Consider the following 22,163-nt stretch of genomic DNA (forward strand, 5'->3'; position numbering starts at 1 on the left):
GCACCGAGCAGCCGGCTTCAATCAGCATTTGTTCGTAGCGGTCTGCAATGAGGCGAGTGTCGCCGGTCACGCTCGCCATCTTGACGAGCTCGAGCGTATCGTCTACGACGCGCCCTACATGAACCTGTTCCAATATTCGTGAAAGCGGCATCGTGCCAAGCCCTTCTTTCTTTCCTATAGTATGGAGTGGCTGAGGAGCCTACCCTCTGCCGACGATCGGCGGGACGAAAACGGCTTCCGCCTTGCTGTCGGGACGCAGCACGTCCAGATCGCAGCCTTCCGGCGCTTGCAGCGTATGCTCCGCAAACAGACGCGGATAGCCGCGTTTATGCTGCGCTTCCGGCGGCTGCCAGGCCGCGAGCCGGGCTTCGATCTCGCTGTCGTCGAGCATCAGTCGAATCGTCGCAGCCTCGATATCGAGCTCGATCCAGTCGCCGTCCCGCACGATTGCAAGAGGACCCCCGACCGCCGCTTCTGGCGCGGCATGCAAAATAACGGCGCCGTAGCTCGTCCCGCTCATCCGCGCGTCGCTGATCCGCACCATATCGCGCACGCCCTGCTTCAGCAGGTTGGCCGGAATCGGAATGGAGCCCCATTCGGGCATCCCCATCGCCACCGGACCGCAATATTTCAAGACCAGCACGTGCTCCGCCGTCACCTCCAGCTCGTCGCTGTCGATCCGCGTCAGCATATCCGTGTAGTTTTCGAATACGACGGCTTGCCCCCGGTGCTTCATCAAATGCGGTGATACCGCGGACTTTTTGATAACCGCCCCTTGCGGCGCAAGATTCCCTTTCAAAATGCCCAAGCCGGCACGCTCCTTGAACGGCGCTCCGAGCCGGGCGATGACTTCGGCGGCCGTCTCGTATTCCGGCATCTCCGAGCCGTAGATGCGCCCGATCGTTTCGCCGGTACAGCCCAAGCAATCCTGATCAAGCATCGGCATCAGATTATGGATAACCCGCTGCAACCCGCCCGCCCGATGGAAATCGTCCATGCTGTACGATCCGCTGGGCTGCAGGTTGACGATGAGCGGCACCGTCTCCGTCAGCTCCGCATATCGCTCGATCGGAATGCGGATGCCGAATCTGCCCGCGATCGCGGTCAAATGAATCGCCGCATTCGTGGAGCCGCCCATCGCCGCCAGCAGCTTGATCGCGTTATGAAAAGCGGACTCCGTCATCAACCGGGAAGGCGTGAGGTTTTCCCGCACCATCTCGACGATTCGCATCCCGGTCGCTTCGGCCGCTATTTTGCGTCTGGCGTCGGTAGCCGGAATGCTGGATGTGCCGGGAAGCATCATGCCGAGCATCTCGGACAAGCTTTTCATCGTCGACGCCGATCCCATGACCGGGCATCCGCCCAAGGTGCAGGAGATGGATTTCTCCAGCTCCCGCCACTCTTCATCGGACAACAATCCGGCTTTATAGTCGTCCGAATACTTCCACAGGTCCGTTCCGTAATTGACCGTCTTGCCGCGGAAACTGCCCGACGAACGATGGCCGGCGGCCAATTGCAGGGCCGGCAGGTCGCAGCTGGCCGCCGCCATCAGCTGCGCGGGCACCGTTTTGTCGCATTCGCACAAAAGTACGACGCCGTCGATCGGCTGCGACCGGATGCTTTCCTCCAAATCCATGGAGAGCAGGTTGCGGTACAGCAAGTCGGACGGCTTCATAAAGTCGGCAGGCGTGGAAATCGTATGCAGCTCGATCGGATATCCGCCGGCAAGCAATACGCCCTTTTTGACGTATTCGACCAATTCCTTATGCGGATAATTACAGCTGTTGAAATCGNTGCGGAACGGTGCTGGAAGGTCAATTCGGCGTTATCGTTTTCGAACCATTCGCTGCTGCGTAATTTCATCTCTTTCACCTTCTTCACAATTTGACGATCTGCTCGCCGTACGTTGAGTTTTTACGAAAATCGGGCATGTCCATCGTCCGCCCGCCGTTCATGACCGACAGCTCGGACAGCAGCGCCACGGCGGTCCATTCGCAGGCATCATACACGTCAATCGCAGGCTTGTGCAGCCCCTTCATGGCGTTGACGAAATCTTCAACGATGAAGAAATCGCCGCCCCAATGACCGGCGGATTTTTGCTCCTCCGTTACGTTCTTGTACCTTTCCGGCAAATGCTCGTTAAAATCGCTGAGCGGCGACCATTCCGCATGACCCGAATTTTCGCCGTCCGCGGCAACATACACTTTATGCTGATCTCCGAGTCCGCGCGGCGCTTCATAGCTGCCCTTCGTACCCTGAAGCGAATAGTAACTCATATTGTGCGGACGGTTCGATATACAGTCTAAACGGAGCTTGATCAGCTTCCCGCTTTCCATCTGACACATCGTGACGGACGTATCCTCTTGTCTAAAACGTTTGTCCGTATGCCAACCGGTCGCGAAGGTGGAGACGGAACGAATGCGGTCGCCCTGAAACCATTGCATGACGGGTCCTAAACTGTGCGTCGGGTAAAAGTTGCCGCGTTTGCCGAGCTGCCAGTATTTACGCCACGAAGGAGTCGTGCTCTCCCCTACGCCAGGGCGATTGAACCGATAGGACAGGCCGCGGATATTATGCAAATATTCGCCTTCGCCGAAATAAATCTCGCCGAACATTCCCTTCTTGACCATGTTACATATGAGCTGGTTTTGCGGAATATAGCAGTAGTTTTCGGCCAGCATGTAAACCTTCCCGGATTGTTCCGCGGTTTCTTTCAGCCACCAAAGCTCATCCATCGTTACGCCGGCCGTAACCTCGCTCAGAACGTGCATTCCGCTTTGCAGCGCTTGAATCGTTTGCGGCACGTGCAGCTGCATCGGCGTGGAAATGACTACCGCATCGATATCCGAGGCGAGCATGTCTTCAAAAATTCTGAACGTACGGGGAATACCGTGCTTCTGGGCCTGCATGCGAAGGTAGTCTTCATCCAGATCGCAGAGCGCTACTACCTCGGTATTGGGAAGGAACTTAAAGCCGGTAAGCATGCTAAGGCCCCTCACGCCGACAATTCCTATCTTGATTGTCATAGTTGTTATTTCTCCTCTCATCCTAGTAAAACTATTGATCTCTAGTAATCGTCGTTCATTTATATACTTCAAATTCCGAGGTTGCCATTTCTCCCCACTGCCTATTCGGACCGTTCGGTATCACAGCAACTACTCCAGCTACTAATTCAAACGGAACGCGGGAGGAAAAACCATACACATCTTTCGGGTCGGTATACGATATTCCAGTTCCGACGCTGCATGAGCAAAATTGTATATAGCCGATTTTCACTTATCGCAAACGGTTCTAATCATCAAGGATAAACGCTTTCGGAGAAAGCGACTTCGTAAGCATAAGCTTATGATGAGTCGCGTTTACTGGGAAACGGAACAATCAGCCGAGGATATGCTTTATGACAAATAAAAAAAACCGACTACAGTTAGCCGGTACATCCCCTATACTCATCTTCCTGTAATAGCGGGCACTTTCTCGACATCCTTCCGAGATCGTGAACCACGAAACAAGCCGCCTAAAAAGCATACGCCTCAAAAAAATAATGCCATGTAAGCTGCATTCAGCATACATGGCACATTCATATTGACAAATACGTATTTCCGCCAAACGGCTCTCGTTTAAAATGCGTCTTGCGGGGTCGCCCTAGCTTTGACAGCGGCGGTACGCCGGCATCAAGCCGAAGCCGATCGACCCCAGTTGACGACCAATACGGCAATGTCATCGGATTGCGGAGCGCCGTTGGCAAAAGAATCCACGCTTGCCAGCAGCTCCTGTGCCGCCGCTTCCGCCGACATGCGGGCAACTCCGGACAACAGCTCGGACAGCCGCGCGCTCCCGAATTGCCGCTGATCGGCATCTTCGGCTTCGGTAATCCCGTCCGTGTAAAGCACGACGCTGTCGCCTGCCGCCAGGCTGACTCTCTGATCATAATACTGCGCTTCTTCCATCGCGCCTAGCGGCAGCCCTTTGCGGGCTTTCAATGGCGTGACCGTGCCTTCCTTACTTACGATGTAAGGGGTGCAATGCCCCCCGTCGCAATACGTAAGATCGCCGGTTTCCATATCGAGCAGGCCGCACCAGATCGTCGCAAACATCGCGGATTCGTCTCTGCACAGCTCTTCGTTCACTTCGCTCAGCACTTCTCCGGGAAAACGTCCCGGCTGCATCCGCGCCTTGAGCAGAGTTAGCGTCACCGCCATAAACAGCGCCGCAGGAATGCCCTTGTCCGAAACGTCCCCCAAAATGATAAGCAAATGTCTGCCGTCAATCGGATAATAGTTGTAAAAATCTCCGCCCACCTCGCGCGCAGGACGCAGCAGAGCCCCCACTTCGGCCACCTTTGCGGCAGAACCGGCGATCAAGCCTTCAGCCGAAGCGGCAACCTCATCGATCGTTCCGAAAGAAAAGTCGAACGGAACCGCACGAAACGTTTCCGTCTGTTTTTTTGGAAGGAAGCTCATTTGGATGTCGCGGGCGATCCTCAGCTCCCCCTCCATCTTTTCCTTCACCGAAGTCGTCTCTCGCAGCGCCTGAAGCGACTTCTCGAGCGCCTCGTACAGCACAGCATTTTCAAGGGCGATCGCAGTCGGAGCGGCTATCGATTTCAGCAGCTGCTCGTCCCGTTCGTCGAAAGATTTGCTGCCGCGTTTGTTCAGCACCTGAATGACGCCGACGACCTCTCCGCGGTTTTTGACCGGGACGCAGAGCATATTTCTCGTCACGTAATCGACCTTGTTCGCAACCTTGCTGGACCAGCGGGGGTCGCGAGCCGCATCGTCGATACGGACGGACTCTCCCGTCTGCGCTACCCAGCCTGCGATTCCTTCGCCCATGGCAAGCCGGATTTCCCGTACTTCATCGCCTTTGCTGCCCAGCGCCAGCTCAAAATAAAGCTCATTCGTTTGATTATCGACCAGAATGATCGAAGACGCTTCGGCATTGACAACCTCCGCCGTCGACTTCATGATCGTTTGCAGAAGATCCTGCTTGTGAATCGTCGAATTGATTTCGAGGCTGACCTCGAACAGCATCCGGGTTCGCTCCATCTCATGTTCCGCCGAACGCCTCTTTTTCCGCTCGATCGCCCACAGCCAAGCGGCTGCGGCAACCGCGCAGGCAAGCAGCAGCACCGCAGCCTGCATCGCAATCACCTCGTAACCCGCTTATACGGCAACGGCCTGAAGCGCCTCTTCTTCCGAGCCGTATATCGCGAAAATCGTACTGAAGCCCGACATATCGAACACTTCCTGCACCTGCTCGGTCAGTTGGCATAATGCCAGCTTGCCGCCGAGCGCCTTCATTTTCTTCGCCGCCATAAGGAGGCTGCGCAAGCCGGCACTGCTGACATATTCGAGCTCCGACATGGCAAACACGAAGCTTTTTTTGCCTTGATCCACCAATTGGCCGAATGCCGACTCTAGCGAGCCTGACGTGTTCGGATCCAGCCGTCCTTGCAATGACAGCACGATCGATTCGCCGATTTGCCGCTCTTCCACTTTCATTCCGTTCCCTCCGAACTCTTGTTACGTTTCATAGTCATGCTGATAACATTGTACCGTCCCGATCGCTCATAAGCTACCCGTTCCATCACGCGCTTCACAAAATGAATGCCAAGTCCGCCTATTTCCCGCTCCTCGACGCCTAACGTCAAATCGGGGCTGTCCCGATTTTGAAAGGGGTTGAACGGACGCCCGTCATCCTTGATGGCAAGTGCGACTTCATCTGGCGTGAATGTAACCGAAATTCGAATCGTACGTTCATCATCGCTGTCATAACCATAAGAAATCGTATTCGTTACAAGCTCGTCGCATACGAGCTGCAGATGAAATGACGCTCTTGCACCGATGCCTTGCTCCTCGCCTATCGCCGTTATCCGGTCGGTCAAATGGGCAAGCTCCGAAAGCCGATTCGCTATTTCAATCGTGTACTCGTTGGTCAACGTTTTCACCGCCATCCGTATCATGAACCGCTAAGCGATAAACCCTTTATCCCATTTTCATCAGCATGCTTTCGAGTAATCGTACGCGCGCTCCGGAAGCATGCAGCAGCCCGATGCCGATTTCCGGATACAGCCGGACCAATCGCGTCAACCCTTCTCCTTTAAGGGCCAGAACGCTCACCTCGTCAAAAATTGCTTGCGCCGTAACAGCGGACGGGGAACGGTCCAGCGCCGTCGTATCGCCGAACACTTCCTTCTGGCCAAGCACGCCGATCGTCCCTTCCCAGCCGTTAGCCGAAGAAGCCGCACTCAGTTCGACCGTACCGTCCACTATAATGTACATCGTCGGATTTACCTCGCCCTGCCGCAGCAGGATCGAGTCCTCCGGGTGCAGCTCTTCTTGTGCGATACCCGCGATCAACCCGAGCTCGTCGACCGACAAATGAGAAAATAACGAGACCTGCTTCAAAAAGATTACTTTATCCAGCATGCTTAAATATTTGCGTTCTTCCTGCATCGTCTCCTTCTCCTTTCCGGCAAGCGCGTGCGCAGCGATCTCCTTCAGCCAATAGTCCGAGCCCGTAGCCGCATTCAAGATCGCCTCGGCATCCCCGCCTGCCGACGCCGTTTCATGGCCTCCCTTCAATAGCTCGAGCAAAGCCTGGGACAATCGGCGATCCCCGATTCCTTCCGCTAATATTTCAAGCCCGTTCTCACGCGTCTCTTCGTCTTGGTCATCGATCGATTGGCGGATGGAGGCGACAACCTGCTCGTCGGCAAGCTTCTCCAGCACCAGCCAAACGGTGTCGCTTAAATCAAGCCGGATTTCGCGATAACGCTGTTCCGCCAAAGCCGCCAGCTCCGGCTTATTCAGCTTTTCCAGCTCCACAGGCATCGCTTGCCCGCCTCGTGCGCCGGCAATTCTTGCAACGCAAGACTCGACAAGCACGTCGCGGACCTTGCCGCTCGGCAAAATACCGCATAGGGCGGATACCGCCGCCTTCCAAACTAGCGGATTCTCGTCCCGCAAGCCTTTGTACAAATGCGCCGATCCGGCATCGCCGATCGTAATCATCGCTTCGACAAGAGCGCTGCGCAGCTCCTGGTCCGCCGCGGGAAACATTGCCAGTAAACGCGGCACCGCATCCGCATAACGCTGCAGCCCGAGGCAGCGGACTGCGGCTACTTTAACCGCCGGCCGCTCGTCATCGAGCAGCTTAAGCACGGCCGGCGTGTAGGACGCCAGCCGCAGATCGCCGATGGCGCGGCAAGCCTCGACGGCGCCTGCGCCTCCCGCGGCAAGCAGCTTGTCCAGCGCCTCCTGGCAGGCGGCATAGCTTTCTTCGCTGCGCAGCGCGTAAAGCGCCTTAACCGCCTCCGCAACGACGCGCGGATGCGGATCGAGCAGCTTCATACGCACGAAGAAATGCGCCTGACTGCGCATATGATCGGCTCGGCCCAATAACCGCAAGCCTTCGCTTCGCACCGCCTCGTCTTCGTCCTCCAGGAAGGACGCTACCTTCGCCAGCGCTTCGATTCCCGCCCCCTTCAAGCTCATGGCTCTCAGCGCGGCGATACGTATCCGCGGGCTTGCATCGCTGACGACTTCGACGAGCTGCGGCAGCAGCGAACGGTCTTTCGTCCGGCCGACAATTTCGAGCGCCACCTCGCGAACATGCTCGTTCGGATGCTTCAAAAAGCCGACGATACCGGCGAGCGCCTTCACGTTTTTGATTCCCCCGAGAAACGACGATGCCAGCTCGGAAATTTGCGTTTGCAGCGACTGGACGCTTCGAACCAGCTCGTTTACGTACAGCATCCGGCCGTACCAGGCAAGGCCAAGCAGCAAAATCGCCAGCCCCACACCGAGCAGCGACTGCACCTCCAGAGTCAGCCAGCGGGACGAATGCAGGAACGATAGCAAGGCGCCGAGCAGGATTCCTCCTGAGGCGGCGATGCCTTGAGCGACATAACGGAAGCCGTCCCGCTGCGCAATCGGAAGCATTTTGAAAAACAGCTGATAACACGGCTCCGCAAAGTAGTACAACAGTACATAAAAGAACCCATATCCCAAAGAGACGGCGAACAAGGCAAAGTCCGTTTCGATAAAAATTGCGCTGAGGATGAAACCGCCCAAAAACACGAATGACACGGCAAGAAGCAAATTGCTCGCCCCCAGCCAGTTCATCAGCCGCCCGGATACCGTTTGCAGCAGAAGCGAAGCGGTAAAGAGCAGCGTAACCATCATGCCGTAATACGACGTCAAATCCGATTCTACCGGAAATCTCTGCTCAGCCGAATAAAAATATTGGTACTCGATCATGAAGTAAAGCGCAGGCATTAACGTCATAAGCCCTACCGCACAAAGCAGAAAGGGCGATTTGAGCATGGCGCGCACATAATACATGGAAGATGCCGGTGCTTCATCCCCCGCGTCTCCGGCAGCTGCGTCTTTCCCCGTTTGTTTCGGCGATTCCGAACGCTGCCGCTCGGTTGCCGTCAGCTGGCCTGCCGCATGCTTGCCGCCTACGCCGAAATTCGCATCGGCTTCAATCGCCGCAGCCGCTTGAGAGGCAGCCGAACGGCCTCCCGCTCCTTGCTGCGCGGCAGAGGAATCCCTAAGCATAAGCGGTACGAGATAACGCTTAATGGCGACGCGAAAATTGCGGTAACCGATCAGCATCATAATAGGAGAAAGCAAATAGACGTATTCGGTGCCGAACGCCGGCCCGATCCCTTGAGCGAGAAAACCGGCTGCAATGCCGCCGACAGTCGCGCCCGCGACGAATAGCGGCATCAGCCTTTTCGCCTGCTGCGTCGGACATAGATCGAACGCCGTACTCCATAACAGCAGCGTCATCTGGCGAACGACAAAGTTGGAGGACAGGAATAAAATAGGATAATAAAACAATAATTCAACGCCGCTTAGCTTGAAAAACAGCAGCACAGCCGCATTCAACACCACCACGAACGACATGATCAGATACAAGGTTCGCATAAATTGCGGCTTGGACAACCGATTGGCCAGCATCGCGAGAATCCAACCTTCGAACGGCAGGATCAACGCTTCCGCCATATAAATGAGAGGCAAATTTTGCACGCCGAACCGCTGGTTGAACAACGCCATAAACCCCGTATAGTTAAGCAGCTCCGCAACGCCGCCGAAGAAAAATACCGGCAGCATCAGCCACAGCTTTCGCATATCGTCGGCACGTACGCCTAGCCATTTCCACATCTTCGTTTATTCCTCCCTGCTGCTCAACCTCCGTAATGACCCCGTAACGGTGTGGGCGCCGTGTTTATTCGGTAAAAATACCGTACAACGCCTGCATTCCGCTACGAGAAGAGGTCCCAAGAGAAAGACCGATGTCGCAGCAGCTCCTCTTGGTGCTAGTCATGAACGAACCGTCTTACATCCTCTTCAAAAACGTCAGCCTGCCTTCGCCGATATAATAATAATCGGGAACATGCCCGACCCCGACGAAGCCGCGCTTGATAAAGAGCTTCTGGACCGAGTGGTACTCCGGCAAATCGCATGTGTAGGCGAGCACGTAACGCCCTCCGTTCAAGCGGACGAAATCGAGCATCTCGTCAAACAGCCGGCTGGCGATTCCATGCTTGCGGTAATCTTTATGAACCGCGATGTAGTCGAGATTGTAGCCGCTCGTTTTTTGCTCGTTCTCAAAAACGCTGCATGCTCCTATAAGCTCATTTTGCTCATTAACTGCATACCAGAAATTGTAGTTTGGCTCTCTGAGTGACACGAACGGGTTGTACTGGAAGTGCTCGATTTCCCCTGGCGTATAGTGCTGATCGTCGAAGGAATCGCGTGACAGAAAAAAATCCCGGATGCTGCTCGCTTCTTCCTCTGTTGTCATTAAACGGATCGTATACTGCAAAGCGGTTTGCATCTTCTTCCCCCCCTAGCGTCAGGAAACGGACAGCGTACCGTTCCAATCCGACGTCGTACCGTTCTGATAATATTCGTCGCACATGTAAAAATAAAGCTTGGCCGCCTGATCTTGCCTATTGATCTTGATCACTTGCACGAAAGCCTCGCGGGCGTCATAGAAGCGTCCCACTTGATAGAGCTCGACGCCGCGCTCGAACAGCGCCTTGGTCCGGTCTTTAAGCGCGCGGATCGTCTCCGTGTCTCCCTCGTAAACATCGTACAACACGATCGGCGCATCCTTGCCTTCGACGCGGATTAAGCCGAGACAGCGGTATTGAAAACGGTCGCGATTTACCACCGTCCTCATGACGTGCTCGGTAGCCAGAACGGATACGCCGAGCGTATCGGTCAGCTTCTCCAGCTCGTTCGCCATGTTGACGTCGTCGGAGATGACGTTGTTCTCCATCCGCTTCTCTTCCCCGATGATGCCTAAACGGAGCGGTCCCTTATGAATCGCGATTCCGATATCGACCGGCTTGTATCCGGAGTTGGCGCGATGCATGTTGTAGATGTCCAGCTCCCTGCGCATCTCGATTGCGGACCGAAGCGCATCGTCGGAGCCGGAAGCGTTCGGGAACAGCGCCATAATGCCGGCGCCCAAGTATTTATTGACCAGCCCTCCGTTATGGTGGATGTAAGGACCGAAACGTTTCAAATACGAGTTGATGAAATTAAAATTTTCTTCCGGCGTCAATCTTTTGGACATGCGGTAAAACGAGCGGATATTCGTTACGAGAATACTCATATCTTGTTCCACCTGATCGCCCAGCTGTACGTCGAGAATGCTCCTTTTATCCAAATACTGCAAAAACTGCTGCGGAACGAAACGGTAATACGCTTCGCTGAACCTTGTAATTTGAGCGATATAGTCGCGGATATGCTGCGTCATCATATTGAACTTCTCGCCGAGATCCTGGACTTCGTCCCGCGTTCGGATCGAAACCGACACATCCCAGTTGCCGCTTGCGATTTCCGTTACGCTTTTGCGCAGCTTGCGGATCGAAGCGAGCTGGAAATACGTCATGACCATAAACAAAACAATAAGGACGCCCGTAATGATCGCCAAATTTTGCACGATGCCGCGAAGCAGCTGCTTGCGGTGCTGGACGATGCCTTCGAGGTTTTTGCTTATTTCATAGAGGCCGACAACTTCGCCTTTGGCATTATATAGAGGGCTGAGCGCATACATCCAGGAACCCGTATCGTCCACCCACTGGTCGGTCACGACTTTGCCTTCTTTGATGACCTGCGCATTTGCGGGAGTGCTCTCGAACGGCTGGTACATGTAGGCGCTGTCGTCGTCTTCGATCAGCCGGTAAATAACCCCGTTCTCGACGCGATAAAGCGCTTTGTAATAATCGTCGTTCCGGAAATCGCTTTTTCCTTCAAAAACGAAATCCATGCTGCGGCGGAATTTTTGATAGTCCTCGTTCATGTAATCGAGCGGAGAATTCATTTGCTCCAGCTTGTCCCCGTCGATCAGATTGCGGCCGTTATGCGCCAGCATGGCAAGCTCCCTGAGCGATTCCTCTTCCAGCTTTTTGCTGAAATTCGTATAGATGAAATAAGACAGTACGGACATCGAGATGACGATGATCGGCACGAAAACCATGATTTGCTTCAGCATGAGCGAGATGCGCCGTTTCATCACGTAAACGTAGTAAATCAGCGCGGCAGCGGAAAAAGCAATCAGTGCAACAAGCGCCGCTCCCCATGTCAACAGCCGCATGGAGCGGTAACCACCTGAGTATAAAGCGCTGTCGATCGTCCGCTTCACTTCCCCGTTAGAGCCCAGCTGCATGATCCTGTCCATCACCGTTACGGTTAGCTCTCCGTTACCGTTTACCATCAAGCTCCGCATGTCGTAGAAGCTTAACTCGTTCCCTTTCGCCTGCTGCTCCTCTGCTGAAAACAATGTTTCCAGCACATAAGGATTTTTCAGATTCAGACGGCTGATCGCATTCATGTAATAATCCAAAAAATAAAGATTACCGTTTCCGTCCGCCTTCAAGCTTTCCGGATAATTCCGATTCGTCCGGTTCGTACCTGGAAGAGGATAAACGACCGAGGACCGTCCGTCTGCCGCCAGCGAATATATTTCCCCGCTTCGCGTCGAATAGTAGATACTTCCGCGGGCGATGCCCTGAACCTCTTCCAAATATTTATTGTCCGGCAGCTTGAAGCTGAACGTCGTTTGCTTCTCCGAAGCGCCTTCGCCGAACCGGTACTGCGTGACGTCGGAATCCGCGTTCACATAATAATACAGGACATCGTCTTGCACCATAAGCGATTTGAAATTGCCTACGCGCAAACGCTTTTTGTTGTTCTGATCGTAATAATCCAAGCGGTGAATGACTCTGTCGAACACGCCTTTGGGCGTAAAGCGGACGATTTGCTCCGATTTGACGCGAAGCCCGTAGGAATCAAGCACCGTATTGACCGTATACAAGTAACCTTTGGAGTCGACAGCCAGCTCGTTAAAATTATTCAGCTCGCTCACGGTGTCCGGCGTCTCGACGATTTCATACTGGATTTTATCCGAAGCGTCGAGCTTATAAATCGTTTTCTTCGAGTTCGCGATGACATACATGCTTCCATCGTCACTCGTAAGCGCTGCGGACATGTTTTGTAAAGATATGGAGCTTTTCGTCGGCATTTCGACCGCAAGCTTTTGCTCCTCCGTATACTCCACCAGCATATTTCTGTGAAGATAGGCATACCAACCGCATGCTGCTGCCGCAATCGCCAGCAATACGAGACATGCTACAACCTTTTTCATCCGTTTCGCCCCTCCTTACCGTCAACATACGCCGATAGTCCTGTCGGACATCTGCGAGCGCATATCTATTTATAAGCTGCCTCTTATTGAAGAGTTGACGGTCAAGCACTCCCGGCGCGCGTTGCACGGTCACGCGCCGGCTGTCAAAATCAGCAGTTTGAAGCTTGATCGTGAGCTATCAATCCGTTTAATTAGCGCTAACTTTAATCGTTCCCGCAGCCTCGTTCCAATCGACTGTCAGCCCCAGCGCCTCCACTGCGAAACGCAGCGGGATCATCGCACGTCCCAGCACGAGGACCGCTGACGGAAGAAGCTCATAAGGCTCCCCGTCGACAAAAGCGATACTGCCGCCGACTTGGCAGACGATCGTCGTATCGTCTTTGGTGACGGTTACGGTCGCCGATTCCTGATCCCAGTCGACCGACGCGCCGAACGCCTCCAAAAGCGGTCTGATTTGAATGTATGTATTGCCGTAAATTTGGACCGGAGGCACGTCGAATTTAAAATCGAGATCGCTCGACACGATCGACTCGACAGCCAGCGGCGTTACTTCGCCGGCAGACGCTTCGCGTATTAGCTCGGCATATTCTTCCAGCTGCCGCAGCTCCTCGGCGGTATATTTCCGCTTCTCCGCTTGCTGCAGCTCCTCGGCCGACCGTTGCAGCCACTCATCCAGTAAAGGGCTGCTTGCAGCGCCTGCTTCCTGGAGAACCTCCGCCAATTCTTCGGCGATTTCCCGGGCTGCCGCCTGCTCTTCCTTTGCGACGAGCCGAATTTGCTGCTCCAGCGCTGCCGAGGAATCCGCGTACAGCTTTGCACGCTCCGTTTCGCTCTGCTCCTGCGCCGCATCAAAGGCAGCGTCCAGCATGGTTTTGGCATCTTTGAGCGCCGCCGCCGTTTCGGCAAAGCCGTTCTCCGCTGCCGACAATTTCAGCTTGGCGTCAAGCAGCTTCCCGACGATGACATCGACCGTTTGAGCGTCTCCACCGCCGGCAAGGAGCGTTGTCAGCTGATCCTGAAGCTCACCGGCAGATGCCGCGAGCTCCTCCTGAGTCGCTTCGCCCCCGCTTGCCGCGCCGCCTGCTCCAGATGCTCCGCCTTCGCCTGCCGCGCCACCTGCTCCAGATGCTTCGCCTTCGCCTGCCGTGCCGCCTGCTCCCGATGCTTCGCCTCCGCCTGCCGCGCCGCCTGCTCCCGATGCTCCGCCAATCGCTGCCAGCTGAGCCGCCGCCGCTTTCGAGTCGCCCGCAAGCAGCGCTTCCAGCAGTCTATCCTGAGCTGTCAGCTCCGCCGCTCGCTCAGTAAGTCCGCTCAGCTCCTGCAAGCTTCCGTTCTCTTGAGCCGAAGCCTGCTCTTCAATATTTTTCTTGAGCTCCTTCGCGATCGACGCTTTTTGGCCGCGAAGCTCCTCTGCCGGCATCGCCGCCGATACTTCGCCAGGCTTCAGTATCTGAAGCAAAAGCTTCATGTCGGCAACCTTCTCCGCCGATACCACGGTCCGTGCCGATGGACGGGAAATCGCGTCCAAATCGGTCGCATTCTCGATGTTAATCCAAGCTCCTCCAGCAAATTCGGACTTGTAAAGGATCCCTTGCCCCGACGTATCGATCGTCTTCTGCGCCGCGACAACATTCTCGGGCGTGAGCGCGTCGCGATGTATCATGTACGTGCCGATGATAAGCGTGCCGGCCGGAATCTCCGAATTCCCGGAAGACGGTTCCGGACTAGACGAGCCGGCACTGCTCTTTCCGTCTTCCTCGATACGCGTCACCTTCATGACCCCTGAAGAGCCGTATCCTTCCAATCTCGCTTCCGCTGCGAGGGCGCCGTCCCTGAACAGCTTGACGAGCAGCGTATCCATACTGCCGAACACAAAGCTCAAATGACGTACCGGCTCTTTCAGCTTGACCGTATTGCCGATCTGCAGTCCGCCGGGCGCATACACCGCATAACTGTCGGCCTTCAATTCTTTATCCGCCGCTTTATCGAGCTTCAGCGAAAACTGTCCCGTCATCGTCGGTACAGGCTGATCCATGGTCCAGACGCCCGTCAGGCCTTTGGCTTGCTTCGGCGCTCCGCCGATCGCCTCCAACCCGTCGTCGACGTCCGCATAGGGCAGCTCCCCCGGTCGATAGTCGGCTTCGAGCGCCCCTCCCGTATCGAAATTCAGCTTCGATAAGGCGGACAAATAGCCGAATTGACTCGAGAGCACGCCGTTATCGGCCTGCTCGCGCGCCGTTATCGCCTGCTCCAGCCCGTCCTTCGCCAGCAATCCAAACCTGTAGTTACGCTCGGCAGCCGCTTGTTCGCCGGCCGACTTGTCGCGCTTCTTCAGCGCCTGCACATACGCTTCTTCAGCCGCTTTGGCGTCGAAGTAGGATTGCTTCACGCTGGCGGTTACCGACTTCCGGGCTTCTTTCTCCTGATTGACCGCTTTATTCATCTCCAGCATCGAAACCGGAAGCGAATATTTCTGGTCGTCAAAATAACGCAGCCCGTCAAATTCCCCTTGAATCAGCGATTTCGGAATCGGAAGCGGGAGCCAAATAAACCCCTCCCACTCCTCCTTGATCTGCGTCAACATATTTTCATAAACCGCCATGAACGCTTCATGATCGAGATCCTGTATGTTGAACATGCTCTCTACGGCTTTCGTCGGACCGTTCCCGAATTTGCTTATGTAGAGCTTACGCGTAATCTCAATCCGGAAATCGGCCAGCTTGCGCGTTTCGGCTGCTTTAAAAAGCTCAAGGCTCGATTTCTCCGCAGCGTAGATAAATCCCCAAAGCCTGTCTTGATGCAAGCTGCCGTAATACGGCTGAAAGTCGAATGAAACCGGCTTGTCGAAGTTTTGGCCGATCTTGTCGCCAAGCGCAAGCCTCGCCTTTTTTGCGGCCAAGCCCGCCACTTTCAAATCGGACTGCGATTTTTCCAGCTTTTGCTCCGCTTCCTCGGACTCCTGCTTGGCTAGCTCCGAATAAGTAAGCTTCGTACGCGCTTCCTTCGCGAGCCGCTCCGCTTCCGCCAGCTTGCCGCTTGCTCCCGTCTCAGCAAGGGAAGCTTGTACGGCTGACAGGAAAACCGTCTCGATCTCGTGCTTCACTTTCCGTTCCTGCGCAGCCAGCGACTGCTCCGCCTCGATCAGCTGCTTTTTGGCTTCCGGCTCCTTAAGACTGATTTCCAGATCCTTGCTCAAGCTGTGCGGCTTGGCAAATAAGCTCCGGTCCTTCGCCTCCTGACTTTTGACCGCATGCTGGGCTTGCTGGTACTCCGTTCTTTTTTTCGTCAGCTCCGTTCTCGCTTCCTTAAGAGCCGGGCTCGCCTTCAGCCCCTCCTGCATCGCATCGGCAAGCGAGAGCCGTTTACCGCCGTTGTCGAATGGCGCGGCCGCAGCCGGTTGCGACGTCGAACACACAGCCGCTATCGTCACCGCCAGACACCATTTGACAAGTCGAGAACTAAACAACCGAATCACCTCAAAATGGTAGAACCTCCGGCACCTCCGCACCGAAGGAAAGCGCCTGCTAAAGCGCGAAATATCGCGAAAGACGCTTAAACCTTGTTACTTTCATACTACTATATTTACCCAATAGACGCATCTATTAATTTGTAACTGCTGGCAACTATTTGATTGCCGCCGCAGCCGGGTTTAGTGTACTATGAAGTTAGCATTTTTCGACAAGAATCATCGGCTTACCCGTCTTATGGGCGAGATCAGCGAACAATATATTAAGCAAGATTTCAATGACAAGATTGTCCGTTTCATAGTTCCATCGACATTTCCGCCCGATGCGAAGCATGAAATAAGCACTAGCGGCCGCAATTGCAAGCTTCTCTTCGTTTTTGCGGGCGTTTTTGATTGTGCGGCTTCGCTTTGCGAGGTTGAACGAAGGAGGAATGTAAGATGGGAATGCTCGTGTGCAACGGCGCGATGCTAATGTGCAGCTTCGGAGCCGCTCCCTCTTCCCTAACCGTTATGCCGGTCAACCAGGTTACGACATCTACGCCTATCGCCAATATTATGGATAACAAACCTATGGTCAATATTATGCCATTCGGCGTTTGCAATTCATTGGCGAATCCGACGGTCGCATCTGCAACCGCTGCCAGCCTCGGTGTTTTGACCCCGATGCCTTGCGTGCCGGTGACGGCCGCGCCTTGGGTCCCGGGTTCTCCTACCGTCCTGGTAGGAAACATGCCGGCCTTGAATAACAACTCCAAATGCATGTGCAACTGGGGCGGCGTCATTCAAATCCAGGTGCCCGGGCAATTTACGATCCAAGTTCCCTAGCACCGGCTGGTTTTGACGACTTCCGGCAAATCATGGCTGACGGAACGGCTTGCTTCTCCGCAGCAGATTCCTTTCATAACTCGAGCCGATATTTTGCGACCGTTTACGAGGTGGTATTTGTGAGTAACGAAGTGGTGAAGACAGGCGAGAAAATATTGAAGCCGGTCCTTCATCCCTATATTCAGACGATCTTAAAGCCGGTGCGCGAGGCCAAAAAGCTCCCCTCCGTCGCCATTCAAAAGTCCCAGGCGGTGCTTCGAAAATTTTTGGCGACCCGAGAATATTCGCTGAAAAGCTACGTAAGCATCGGAAGGTACTACGTTTCCAAGCGGCTGTTAGTCGCCGTTTTTATCGTCATTCTCGTGCTCGTTTACTTCCTCTTCATTAAGCCGCCTGCCTTTCTAAACAAATGGCTCGGCAAAGTTCCGACTATCCAGGCTTCCGCTCCCAAAGCAGCCTCGTTTACCGGAAAAGCGAAGGTTGTCGACGATGCCAAATTGCCGAAATATTCGGGCGAGCTGGTCGACGGCCTCTATGCAGGCCAAGGCAAGCTGTATAACGATAACGGCAAGCTCATATATGAGGGCCAGTTCGACAAAGGACTCAAAAGCGGGACCGGCACGCTGTTCGACGATAACGGAAACATCGCGTATAACGGACAATTTGCAGCCGACGTTTTCAACGGGATCGGCATGCTCTACTTCCCGGGCGAAGGCCGAAAAATCCGGTACGAGGGAGAATTTCAGAACGGAACTCCGGGCGGTGCCGGCAAAGAATACTACCCGACAGGCGAGCTTAAATACGAGGGATCGTTCAGTGCGGATACGTACAGCGGCGAAGGCAAGCTTTTTTATTCGGGCGGTAAAATACGCTACGAAGGCGGCTTCCAGGCGAGTCAATTCAGCGGCAGCGGCAAGCTGTTCAACGAACAGGGCGCCGTTCTGTATGAGGGCAACTTTGTGAACGGCAAATATGCCGGCGAGGGCGTCGAATATTATCCGAACGGCTTCGTCAAATACAAAGGGAGCTTCACCGGCGGCAGCTACCATGGGGAAGGCGAGTCCTTTTCGGAGAAAGGCGTACCGGCGTACAAAGGCACCTTTGCAAACGGTGCATTTCATGGAAGCGGAGAACGATACGACGAAGAAGGAAGCCTACTTTATAAGGGCAGCTTCAAGAACAACGCATACGAAGGTCTGGGAACGGTATTCGATAAGGACGGAGCGGCCGTCGTCAAATCGTTCTTCAGCAACGGCAAGCTGAATCTTCAAGGCTTTATCGGTTTATCCAGTCAAAAAATCGAAGAGCTGCTCGGCAAACCGACCGAGGTGCTTCTCGCCGATTCCGCTTCTGCAGCCGGAGCGGGCACAGGGACGGGCGGCATCATTCCTGAGGACGCCGGCTCCGCTGCGGAAGAGAACGCCAACAATGCTTCAGCAGCGCCAGCCGCCAAATCGGATAATAAGGTAATCGTCGGCCTGCCCGCGGCAGAACCCGCCAAAAACCAAAACGCTGCATCCCAGCCGGATGCAAAAACGGTTACGGCCGGCAACGAATCCGCCGCAGCCGGCACGGACGACGCTCCGCTTACGCCTGATGCGGAAGCTGACGGACCCGTCAAGCTGAGGATGTCGTATACGAATCTCCAGATGGCGTTCGTGCTCGAATCGTCCGAGACGAATCCGAAGGAAGCGGTCGTCACCGACATTTCCTTATGGAGCAGCAAGGCGATTGCGCTTATCCAGCCGGATGTCGAAACGTTCAAGGATATCCAAAAGCCCAATGAGCTCGGCTACATCGTTATGGAGCTAAAGAAACCCGTGAACGGCAAATCGTACAGCAACAGTTACTTTAAAGATGATGCCCTTGTAAAGCTTACGCATATGAACGGCGACAAAAACGCTTACCAGCTCGATATAACGGCCGTTCCCCCCAAAGGAAACGGAGAATAAGGCTTAATTAGGGGGAATCAACCAGCATGACGCCGTACAGCGATTCATCGACCCGGCCTGCAGCAGTCGGACGCAAGCGCGGAAGAAGCGCGCTCCGTATCGTATTGGCGATAATCGTGACCGTGCTGATCGTACATACTTTCATGTATTACGTTTTCGTACCGAAGCAGCCCGACGTTTTTCAAGCGTTACAAAAGCCGCTCAATATCGCGCATCAAGGCGGTGAGCTTCTTGCCCCCTCCAACACGATGGCCGCTTTCGACATCGCACATTCGCTCGGCGTCGATGTACTGGAAACCGATATCCATATGACGAAAGACGGGCGGCTTGTCACCATTCATGACGCTACGGTCGACCGTACGACCGACGGCAAGGGCCGTGTCGACTCGTTTACGCTGGAGGAGCTTCAGAAGCTTGACGCAGGATATACGTTCGAGGATTTGAAGGGCGAGAAAAGCTACCGCGGCAAAGGCGCATACATCCCGGAGCTCGACGAGCTTTTTGCCAAATACGGCAAGGAGCATTATTTCAACATCGAAATCAAAGATACGTATCCCAAAACCGGAGAATCGCAAATCGAACGAAAGCTGTGGGAGCTGATCGAGAAGTACGGGCTGGAGAAGAAGGTCATCGTCAACTCTTTCGATAACGGCATCGTCAAAAGATTTAATGAGTTTGCCGGTAATAAAGTCGCGATAGGAGCCGGTAAAAGCGAGGTCGTTAAATTCGTGCTGGCCCACAAAGCGCTTCTGCCGGGCTTCTACCGTCCCGGAGCGCAAGTATTGCAAATTCCGACGGAAAACAGCGGCTTCAACCTGAAAACCCGCAGCCTGATCGAAGGCGCCCATCGGCTGAACATGCAGGTCCACTACTGGACGATTGACGACAAAGCCGAGATGAAGGAGCTGATCGAGCTCGGCGCCGACGGGATCATGACGAACAGGCCGGATCTGCTGAAGGAAGTCATTCAGGAAATGGGACTGAAATGATCCTATAAGAAACTTTGCGAACTTACCCAAGCTCTAGGGACTATCCCATGGGCAAAAGAGAACCTCCAGTCCTGCTTTAACCAAGCGGAATGGAGGTTCTTTTGTGTAAAATTCTCGATTCCCCGCAACCCGGGAATAAAAATCGCCGGCAGCCGTATATCGTTATTCGGCTGCGTTCATTTTGGCATACGCTTCGTTCAGCTTCTTCAAAATATCCGTGTAAGCAGGATCATTCGTCAGCTTCTGCACGTATGCTTGCCACTGCTCGGTAGATATTTTGCCCATGATGTAACTCAGCTTCATTTCGGTCGTTTTCACGTCCAGCTCATGCAGCTTGGCTTTATCCTCCGCTTCCAGCAGTCGGCCGTCCACAGGATTAACCGCATCGAACGAAAGCTTCTCCCTCTCCTGCAATACGGCTTGCTTGAGCGCCGCGGCAGCATCCTCCGTACGTTCGCCTCCTGCGTTCCAGCCGATTGTTTGATCCAGTTGCTCCGCTGTTTGGCGGCTCAGGCCGTCCGCAAAATCGCCGGCGCTTCCCGTTCCGGCCAGCCGTTCGAGGAAAGAAAGAATTTGAATCGTTTTCGCTTCGGATACGTTGTACGGTATCGCGAACATGCCGGCTTGGCCGGAGCCGACCGGGACGACGCTTGTTTTGCCGTTAGCCTGCAGAGACGGCAGCGGAACGACATCCGCTTTCGCAGCCGTTTGCCGCAGCTGCCCGCTTATCCGGACCGCTTCGTCCAAGGAAAGACTTCCTATTCCCGCGTTTCCTTCCGCTATGCCGAAAGTCGGGGAGTCTGCGTCCTTGGCGAAATCCCCCTTCAGCAAGCCGTCGCGGAACGCGCGGCTCAGCCACTGCAGCGCTTCGAGCTCTCCAGGCGCAGCGATCGTATCGACAATTTTACCGTCCGCCAGTTTGAAGCGGCCTGCGCTTTCATTAAACACATGCTCGACCCATGCAAAATCGCCGAGACTGTCGGACCCGACATTGCCGGCCATACCGATTGTATCGTTGCGGCCGTTGCCGTCAGGATCCTTGCTCTTGAAATCGGCCATCACCTTGTAGAGCTCGTCCATCGTTTGCGGAAGCTCCAGGTCCAGCGGCTTCAGCCAGTCCGCACGAAGCGCCGGGAACCTTTCGTCATAGGGAGATTTCAGCTTTGCCAAACCGAATAAACGGCCTTCGATCCGCAAGTCCTTCGCTTGCTGCGACAGCTTGTCCAGGTTCGGGAATTTCGGCAATTTGTCCGTCAAATCCCGGAATATCCCCGGCAGCATTGTTAACGGATATACGGTTTGATCCGGAACGAACAGCAAATCCGGCAAATCGTTTGCGGCGATCATTAGATTCAATTTTTGCTGGTAATGCTCCGCAGGAACGGCGATAAGCTCGAGCCGGATGCCGGTTTCTTCCTCTACCTTCTTGAAGATCGCTTCCGCATGCTTTTGATCGGTTAACGAATCCGTTCTGTAAACGATTCTAAGCTCCGTTAAATCTTGTCCTTCGCCGATTGAAATTTCCTGCCATAGCCCGTCCCAACGCACTTCGCGCTTGTCCGCTTCCGCGACAAAACGAAGCGGAATATATGGAACGCCACCCAGCAGCTTTGGTGCCGCCGGCATTTTCAGTTTCTCCCCATTTACTGTCGCTTCATCGCTGCCGATCGTCAAGCGCAGCGATAAATTCCGCTTCTCCGCACTGACCGTCCCCGTTTTCTCGTCCCAAGCCGTTTCGAAGCCGAGCCGTTCCAGCAGCGGACCGTAAGGCGCCAGCGTGTTGCCTTCTTCAATAACCGGCGGAGTTTGGAAGGTTATTTTTCCCGTTCGCAGAAAAACGCCGATCGTCCTGTTCTCCTCCAAGCCTTCGGCCTGCGTCAGGTCTTCCGTGTCCCAAACGCCGCCGGCGTAACTTGCGCTGCTTCCTGCCGCTTGCGGCGGCTGCACGTCTTGCGCATAGGCCGAAGGTCCGACGAGCATGGTTGCGGCAATACCGGATAGCACCCATTTTTTACGCATGTATGATCATCTCCGTATGTAAATATTTTCATACCTGTATACCATACGAGGAAGGACCTTTAAAGGTTGCACGATTTTACCGTCAAGACCTGCTCTTTTGGGACTTGCTCCGCGGGGAACCGGGTCGCAATCGGGGCCTGGGAGCCTATCTTTGCCAGCGTAGCTGATTCCCCCGAACCTCCGGGAAGCAAACAGGCACTCCATCCGAAGCCGGATGAAATGCCTGCGGTTTGCCGCCTAATA

13 protein-coding genes are annotated in these 22,163 nt (G+C 54.7%); 3 read left to right on the forward strand and 10 right to left on the reverse strand.

Annotation, left to right across the window (positions count from 1 at the left end):
• Positions 1 to 199: 199 nt before the first annotated feature.
• The 9 genes from DQG23_RS39635 to DQG23_RS39675 all read right to left on the reverse strand — a co-directional run bounded on the left by DQG23_RS39635 (position 200) and on the right by DQG23_RS39675 (position 16,135).
• Positions 200 to 1,819: a dihydroxy-acid dehydratase gene (locus DQG23_RS39635; protein WP_272949091.1), complete on the reverse strand. Its 1,620-nt coding sequence runs from the start codon at positions 1,817 to 1,819 to the stop codon at positions 200 to 202.
• Positions 1,820 to 1,877: 58 nt separating this feature from the next.
• Positions 1,878 to 3,026 carry a Gfo/Idh/MocA family protein gene (locus tag DQG23_RS39640; RefSeq protein ID WP_158560943.1) on the reverse strand — a complete coding sequence of 383 codons (1,149 nt, stop codon included), beginning with the start codon at positions 3,024 to 3,026 and terminating at the stop codon, positions 1,878 to 1,880.
• 645 nt (positions 3,027 to 3,671) lie between these two features.
• Positions 3,672 to 5,141 (reverse strand): PP2C family protein-serine/threonine phosphatase, encoded by a 1,470-nt coding sequence (locus DQG23_RS39645; RefSeq protein ID WP_113036590.1) that lies wholly within the window; start codon positions 5,139 to 5,141, stop codon positions 3,672 to 3,674.
• Positions 5,142 to 5,162: 21 nt separating this feature from the next.
• The gene (locus tag DQG23_RS39650) at positions 5,163 to 5,501 is read right to left on the reverse strand and encodes an STAS domain-containing protein (RefSeq protein WP_113036591.1); all 339 of its coding nucleotides are present in this window, start codon (positions 5,499 to 5,501) and stop codon (positions 5,163 to 5,165) included.
• Positions 5,498 to 5,938: an ATP-binding protein gene (locus tag DQG23_RS39655; RefSeq protein ID WP_158560944.1), complete on the reverse strand. Its 441-nt coding sequence runs from the start codon at positions 5,936 to 5,938 to the stop codon at positions 5,498 to 5,500. The genes DQG23_RS39650 and DQG23_RS39655 overlap by 4 nt, the downstream gene beginning before the upstream one ends.
• Positions 5,939 to 5,984: 46 nt before the next feature.
• Complete coding sequence (locus DQG23_RS39660) at positions 5,985 to 9,173, reverse strand: HEAT repeat domain-containing protein (RefSeq protein ID WP_113036593.1); 3,189 nt, start codon at positions 9,171 to 9,173, stop codon at positions 5,985 to 5,987.
• A gap of 175 nt (positions 9,174 to 9,348) precedes the next feature.
• Entirely contained in the window at positions 9,349 to 9,849 is a 501-nt protein-coding gene (locus DQG23_RS39665; protein ID WP_113036594.1) for a GNAT family N-acetyltransferase, read from the reverse strand.
• An 18-nt stretch (positions 9,850 to 9,867) separates the two neighbouring features.
• On the reverse strand, positions 9,868 to 12,669 hold the full coding sequence (locus DQG23_RS39670; RefSeq protein ID WP_113036595.1) for an adenylate/guanylate cyclase domain-containing protein: 2,802 nt from the start codon (positions 12,667 to 12,669) through the stop codon (positions 9,868 to 9,870).
• A gap of 187 nt (positions 12,670 to 12,856) precedes the next feature.
• On the reverse strand, positions 12,857 to 16,135 hold the full coding sequence (locus tag DQG23_RS39675) for a copper amine oxidase N-terminal domain-containing protein (protein WP_146762476.1): 3,279 nt from the start codon (positions 16,133 to 16,135) through the stop codon (positions 12,857 to 12,859).
• A gap of 438 nt (positions 16,136 to 16,573) precedes the next feature.
• Between DQG23_RS39675 and DQG23_RS39680 the strand changes: the two genes are divergently transcribed.
• The 3 genes from DQG23_RS39680 to DQG23_RS39690 all read left to right on the forward strand — a co-directional run bounded on the left by DQG23_RS39680 (position 16,574) and on the right by DQG23_RS39690 (position 19,901).
• Positions 16,574 to 16,960: a DUF4280 domain-containing protein gene (locus DQG23_RS39680; protein ID WP_113036597.1), complete on the forward strand. Its 387-nt coding sequence runs from the start codon at positions 16,574 to 16,576 to the stop codon at positions 16,958 to 16,960.
• A gap of 119 nt (positions 16,961 to 17,079) precedes the next feature.
• Positions 17,080 to 18,912, forward strand: coding sequence for an MORN repeat-containing protein (locus DQG23_RS39685; RefSeq protein ID WP_158560945.1), 1,833 nt, complete (start codon positions 17,080 to 17,082; stop codon positions 18,910 to 18,912).
• A 26-nt stretch (positions 18,913 to 18,938) separates the two neighbouring features.
• Complete coding sequence (locus tag DQG23_RS39690) at positions 18,939 to 19,901, forward strand: glycerophosphodiester phosphodiesterase family protein (protein ID WP_113036599.1); 963 nt, start codon at positions 18,939 to 18,941, stop codon at positions 19,899 to 19,901.
• 162 nt (positions 19,902 to 20,063) lie between these two features.
• Here the strand turns inward: DQG23_RS39690 and DQG23_RS39695 are convergent, their stop codons facing one another.
• Entirely contained in the window at positions 20,064 to 21,920 is a 1,857-nt protein-coding gene (locus DQG23_RS39695) for an extracellular solute-binding protein (RefSeq protein ID WP_113036600.1), read from the reverse strand.
• Positions 21,921 to 22,163: the final 243 nt, after the last annotated feature.

The sequence above is a fragment of the Paenibacillus contaminans genome, assembly GCF_003285015.1.
In the GTDB taxonomy this organism is placed as follows: Bacteria; Bacillota; Bacilli; order Paenibacillales; family NBRC-103111; genus Paenibacillus_V; species Paenibacillus_V contaminans.

Bases quoted from the DNA above. Each gene is read 5' to 3' on its own strand.
- DQG23_RS39640 (WP_158560943.1), bottom strand. From the start codon at position 3,026: ATGACAATCAAGATAGGAATTGTCGGCGTGAGGGGCCTTAGCATGCTT.
- DQG23_RS39645 (WP_113036590.1), bottom strand. From the start codon at position 5,141: ATGCAGGCTGCGGTGCTGCTGCTTGCCTGCGCGGTTGCCGCAGCCGCT.
- DQG23_RS39650 (WP_113036591.1), bottom strand. From the start codon at position 5,501: ATGAAAGTGGAAGAGCGGCAAATCGGCGAATCGATCGTGCTGTCATTG.
- DQG23_RS39660 (WP_113036593.1), bottom strand. From the start codon at position 9,173: ATGTGGAAATGGCTAGGCGTACGTGCCGACGATATGCGAAAGCTGTGG.
- DQG23_RS39665 (WP_113036594.1), bottom strand. From the start codon at position 9,849: ATGCAAACCGCTTTGCAGTATACGATCCGTTTAATGACAACAGAGGAA.
- DQG23_RS39670 (WP_113036595.1), bottom strand. From the start codon at position 12,669: ATGAAAAAGGTTGTAGCATGTCTCGTATTGCTGGCGATTGCGGCAGCA.
- DQG23_RS39680 (WP_113036597.1), top strand. From the start codon at position 16,574: ATGGGAATGCTCGTGTGCAACGGCGCGATGCTAATGTGCAGCTTCGGA.
- DQG23_RS39690 (WP_113036599.1), top strand. From the start codon at position 18,939: ATGACGCCGTACAGCGATTCATCGACCCGGCCTGCAGCAGTCGGACGC.
- DQG23_RS39695 (WP_113036600.1), bottom strand. From the start codon at position 21,920: ATGCGTAAAAAATGGGTGCTATCCGGTATTGCCGCAACCATGCTCGTC.